Raw genomic sequence first — 5,310 nt, 5'->3', positions numbered from 1 at the left:
GGTAGAAAGTCCCTGTCAGCGTGGAGCACGCGTCAGCCCATCTTCAATGCACCGCGTCGCAATCAGCATGTCAATGGTCTTCCGGATCGTGATACCCGCAAATATCTCACTCCACCGTCACGCTCTTCGCCAAATTCCGCGGCTTGTCCACATCCGTCCCCCGCGCACAAGCTGTGTGATATGCCAGCAACTGCAGCGGCACCACGTGCAGGATCGGTGACAGCGCTCCGTAGTGCTCGGGCATGCGAATCACGTGCAGGCCTTCACTCGATTCGATGCGCGTATCGCCATCGGCAAACACAAACAACTCCCCGCCACGCGCGCGCACTTCCTGCAGATTGCTCTTGAGCTTCTCCAGCAGCGCATCGTTGGGGGCCACAGTCACGACAGGCATTGCTGCAGTGACGAGTGCCAAGGGCCCGTGCTTCAACTCTCCAGCCGGATAAGCCTCGGCGTGGATATAGCTGATCTCTTTCAGCTTGAGCGCGCCTTCCAGTGCGATCGGGTAATGCAGCCCACGGCCAAGGAACAAGGCGTTTTCCTTGCGCGCGAATTCTTCGCTCCACGCGATCACCTGCGGCTCAAGCGCGAGCACGCCTTGCACCGCGACGGGCAGATGGCGCAGCGCTTTCAAATGCGCTGCTTCCTGTTCGTCGGTCAAGTGCCCGCGCACTTGCGCGAGCGACAGAGTCAGCAGGAAGAGGCCGACCAACTGCGTCGTGAAAGCCTTTGTCGAAGCCACGCCAATCTCGACGCCGGCGCGCGTGATGTAGGCGAGTTCGCATTCACGCACCATCGCGCTGGTCGACACGTTGCACACCGTCAGCGTGTGCTTCATGCCCAGCGATCGCGCGTGCTTGAGTGCCGCCAGCGTGTCGGCAGTCTCGCCGCTCTGGCTAATGGTGACTACCAGCGTGCGCGGGTTGGGAACGCTGTCGCGGTAACGGTATTCGCTTGCGATCTCGACGCTGGTCGGGATCTTCGCAATGCTTTCGAGCCAATACTTCGCGGTCGACCCCGCGTAATAGCTGGTGCCGCATGCAAGGATCAGCACCGAGTCGATGTTCTTGAAGATGCTGTACGCACCGTCGCCGAAGAGTTCGGGCGAGATGCCATTCACTTCGGAAAGCGTGTCGGCGATGGCTTTGGGCTGCTCGAAGATTTCCTTCTGCATGTAGTGGCGGTAGGGGCCAAGTTCGGCCGCGCCGGAATGCGCATGCACGGTGCGCACTTGACGCTGCACGGGCACGTAGCGGGCGTCGGGGCTGCGCTGCGTGATCCACACCTTGCCGAGTTGCAGGTCGACTACGTCGCCTTCTTCGAGGTAGACGATCTGGTCGGTGACGCCCGCGAGTGCCATCGCGTCTGAGGCGAGGAAGTGGTCGCCCGCGCGATCGCCTGTGCCGATACCGAGCACCAGCGGCGATCCTTCACGCGCACCGATGACGCGATGCGGTTCGTCGCGGCAGAACACCGCGATGGCATAAGCACCACGTAGCCGCAGCGTGGCGCGCTGCACGGCGTCGAGCAGGTCGCCGTCATAGAGGTGGTCGACCAGATGCGCGATGACTTCGGTGTCGGTCTGGCTGTCGAAGCGATAGCCCTTGGCCTTCAACTCGGCGCGCAGATCGTCGTGGTTCTCGATGATGCCGTTGTGCACGAGGGCCACGCGGCCGGCGCTGGCCTGGCGCGCGTCGGCGCCGTGCGAAAAGTGGGGGTGCGCGTTGTGAACGGCTGGTGCGCCGTGGGTGGCCCAGCGCGTGTGGGCAATGCCGGTGCCGCCTTGAACGTGGTCGGCAGCGACGCCGGTTTCCAGCTCGGCCACGCGGGCTGTGCTGCGTGCGCGGCGCAATTCCCCGTCCTGATGCACCGCCACGCCGCAGGAGTCATAGCCGCGGTATTCGAGGCGTTTCAAGCCTTCGATGAGGATGGGGACGATGTTGCGCTTGCTGACTGCTCCGACGATGCCGCACATGGGAGTTTCCGATTCAGGATTTCGATGACGAGAAATTTAGTCCTGTCGTGATGATTAAAGGGGTCAAATATCTCTATGAGATGACACAAAGCATCATCGACGCTGAATCTGGAAATATAAAATCAATCAAATGAGTAATTTGATTGAAAACGTCGAACTTGACGGCATTGATCTGCGCATCCTTGCCCTGCTTCAGCGCGATGCATCCACATCTAACCTGGATCTGGCCGCGGCCGTTCACACGTCGCCCGCCACGTGTCTTCGGCGCGTGAAGCGGCTTGTCGATGCCGGCGTCATCGAGCGGCGCGTCGCCATCCTGTCGCCGCAGAAGCTGGGGGCCGGCCTCACTGTCATCACCGAGATCACCCTCGACAAGCAAGGCGCTGAACATCTCGCCGCGTTCGAAACCCGTGCCGTTGCGGACGAAGCAGTCCAGCAATGCCACCGCGTTTCGCCTGGGCCGGACTTCATCTTGATTCTTCAGGTGGCGGACATGCCGGCGTGGGACGCCCTGGTGAACCGGCTCTTCACGCAGGACGCGAACGTTCGCAACGTGAAGAGTTTTATCAGCGTGCGGCGGGCCAAGTTCGAGACGAAGGTCCCGCTGCCGAGCCCCGTCACTTCTTGATGATCATCAAACCCTTGAGGTACTCGCCCTCGGGAAAAGTCACGGTCATTGGATGATCCGGGGCCGCGCCGACTCGCGCGTAGATCAAACCATCTACGTCCGCATCGAGCCCCGCCCCGGCCACGATCTTGTGGAACAGTTCCGCACCAACGCCGCCTGAACAAGAGAAGGTGAACAGTACGCCACCCGGCTCCAGCAGCTTGAACGCAAGTCGGTTGATGTCCTTATAGGCACGCGCCGCACGTTCTGCGTGGGCGATGGTCGGGGCGAACTTGGGCGGGTCAAGCACGATGGCGTCGAAGCTGCGGCCACCCTTGATGGCGTCGCGCAGCATCTGGTTCACGTCGGCGTCGAGCGTTTCATGGCGTGCGGCATCGAAACCGTTGAGCGACACGTTCGCCGATGCACGCGCCAGCGCCGGGGCCGATGAGTCGACGCTCGTCACGTGCGCGGCCCCGCCCGACAGAGCAGCCACGCTGAAGCCGCCTGTGTAGCAATAGCAATTCAGCACGCGTTGGTAGCCGAAGTGCTTCACTGTGTCGGCGAAGAGCTTGCGGTTGTCGCGCTGATCGAGGTAGAAGCCGGTCTTGTGCCCTTCGGCCACGTCGAGCGTGAGCCTCCATTCATGCTCGCGAATGGTGACCTCGGTCGTACCGTCTCCACGCAGCCAACCGGTCACGGGCTCCAGGCCCTCGAGGCTGCGCACGCCCGAGTCGCTGCGTTCGTAGATGCGTGCAAGGCCAGTGGCCTTCACCAGCTGGTCGGCAATGGTGGTCTTCCAGCGCTCGGTGCCCGCGGACAGGAATTGCGCGCTCAGCATGTCGGCATAGCGGTCGACAATGAGTCCGGGCAAGCCGTCGGCCTCGCCGTGGATCAGGCGCACGCCGTCGCTTGCGATCGGCAATCGTTCGCGGATCGCAAGTGCTTGCGCGATGCGCCGTTCGAAGAAGGCGGCGTCGATACGTTCCGCTTCGTCGAAGCTCCAGGTCCGCACACGAATCATCGAGCTCGGGCTGAACGACGCCCACGCGAGAAACTTTCCATCGTGCGATTCCACACGCACTGTCTCGCCACTGTCGGCCTTGCCAGTGGCGATGCTGCCTTGAAACACCCAGGGGTGGCGTCGCAGAAGAGAGCGCTCCTTGCCGTCGCGCAATTTGATGACTTTCATGGGTGTGATTGTGTTGCAGGTAATGTTGCTCGCATCACGCCGGCTCCTCTCTGGAAGAGGGCGGCGAGGGCCGTTGAATGTGCGGGTGGCAGAGAAGAAGAGCGTGAGCGCGGAGGCGGCAGATTGCTGCCATCAACCGCGTTTCTTTGCCCTCGGATGAGCAGCGTCGTAGACCTTCGACAGATGCCCGAAATCGAGCTGTGTGTAGACCTGCGTCGTCGTGATGTTTGCGTGACCCAGAAGTTCCTGGACCGCGCGCAGATCGCCGCTGGATTGCAGCAGGTGCGACGCAAACGAGTGGCGCAGCATGTGTGGATGCACATGCGTCGGCAGGCCGGCGACGAGGGCGCTGCGCTTGACGCGAGTGCGGATCTGGCTGGCGGTGAGACGCGTGCCGCGCTGGCTCACGAGCAATGCGGCTTCGCCAGCGTCGGCCAGCTGATCGCGCATCGCGAGCCAATCCTGCACTGCATTCAGCGCAGGGCCGCCAACGGGCAGGCTGCGCCGCTTGCTGCCTTTACCTAGTACGTGTGCCGTCGCATCCACCATGTCGATCCAGCCTGATGTGCCATCGCCCGGCCGTACATTCAGGCCTTCGAGTTCGCCCACGCGCAAGCCGCAGCCGTACAGCAGCTCGACGATGCAGCGATCGCGAGCCATCAGCACGGGTGAGGTCGTGTCGTCCTCGTTCGACTCAGCCAAGGCCACCGCATGGTCGACCGACAGTGCCTTGGGCAAGGGCTTGGCCATCTTCGGCGCACGCACGCCTTCAACTGGGTTCGCGTCGACGAGGCCCTCGCGCCCGAGCCATCGATACAGCCCGCGCCACGCCGACAAGATCAGCGCAATGCTGCGAGGCGCCAGGCCTTGCGCATGCAATTGCGCTGCCCATCGGCGAATGTGATGAGGCTGCACCTTTCTCAATTCCACTGGCGACTTCACCATGCTGCGCTGCAGTCGCTCGAAGGCATCGGTGTAGAGCGCCAGTGTCCGATCTGCCAACCTGCGCTCGACGCGCAAATGCGTCAGGTGACGCAGGATGTCGTCGTGCAGTTCGACAGCCTCGGCGTCAACCATTGCGATCAGCCCGCAGGCAGCAGCCTGGACAGCCCCGCACTCGCGATCTCGCCGATGCGCATCAAGAACTCGGTTCCCATGTCCGACGAGTAGCGCGTCGGGTCGGGCGAGCCCAGCACCAACATCCCGAAGGCGATGGGCGCTGCACCGTGGCGCAGCGGGATGAGAGCGATCGAAGTCATCGACGTCCCGTCTGCCATCCACTGCGCGGCTTCGAAGCCTGAGTTCAGTCCGCAATAGGGCGCCACGAGGCTCGATGCGAAGGTCTTCGCGTCTTCACTCACAGGCTTGGCGAACGGCAACGCCGAGAACGCCGCCGCTGCGCCCCACACGCGAATGCCTGCTTGCGGAATCATGAACTGGTGCATCAACTCCGACAACAGCACGCTCGGCAGATCGGCCACATTGGCCGTGAGCATGATGGCTCGCGTGAAGCGATGCAGGCGATCGGCGATGGCG

5 protein-coding genes are annotated in these 5,310 nt (G+C 62.7%); 1 reads left to right on the top strand and 4 read right to left on the bottom strand.

Annotated elements, in window-relative coordinates; genetic code table 11:
- Positions 1-106: 106 nt before the first annotated feature.
- The gene (gene glmS, locus AC30NL_RS03645) at positions 107-1,975 is read right to left on the bottom strand and encodes a glutamine--fructose-6-phosphate transaminase (isomerizing) (protein WP_489462652.1); all 1,869 of its coding nucleotides are present in this window, start codon (positions 1,973-1,975) and stop codon (positions 107-109) included.
- 130 nt (positions 1,976-2,105) lie between these two features.
- On the opposite strand from glmS, the gene AC30NL_RS03640 reads away from it, so the two are divergent.
- Positions 2,106-2,603 carry an Lrp/AsnC family transcriptional regulator gene (locus AC30NL_RS03640; protein ID WP_489462651.1) on the top strand — a complete coding sequence of 166 codons (498 nt, stop codon included), beginning with the start codon at positions 2,106-2,108 and terminating at the stop codon, positions 2,601-2,603.
- Here the strand turns inward: AC30NL_RS03640 and AC30NL_RS03635 are convergent.
- The 3 genes from AC30NL_RS03635 to AC30NL_RS03625 all read right to left on the bottom strand — a co-directional run.
- A complete protein-coding gene (locus AC30NL_RS03635; RefSeq protein ID WP_489462650.1) occupies positions 2,593-3,774 on the bottom strand; it encodes a class I SAM-dependent rRNA methyltransferase in 1,182 nt (393 codons plus the stop codon). The genes AC30NL_RS03640 and AC30NL_RS03635 overlap by 11 nt on opposite strands.
- A 132-nt stretch (positions 3,775-3,906) precedes the next feature.
- Positions 3,907-4,851 (bottom strand): tyrosine recombinase XerC, encoded by a 945-nt coding sequence (locus AC30NL_RS03630; protein WP_489462649.1) that lies wholly within the window; start codon positions 4,849-4,851, stop codon positions 3,907-3,909.
- A gap of 5 nt (positions 4,852-4,856) precedes the next feature.
- Positions 4,857-5,310: DUF484 family protein (locus AC30NL_RS03625; protein WP_489462648.1), on the bottom strand; the 454-nt coding region annotated here is incomplete at its 5' end.

Source organism: Rhizobacter sp. (genome assembly GCA_021153565.1).
Taxonomy (GTDB): domain Bacteria; phylum Pseudomonadota; class Gammaproteobacteria; order Burkholderiales; family Burkholderiaceae_C; genus Albitalea.
Note: the sequence above shows the minus strand (reverse complement) of the source record. Positions and strands in the feature narration are given on the sequence as shown.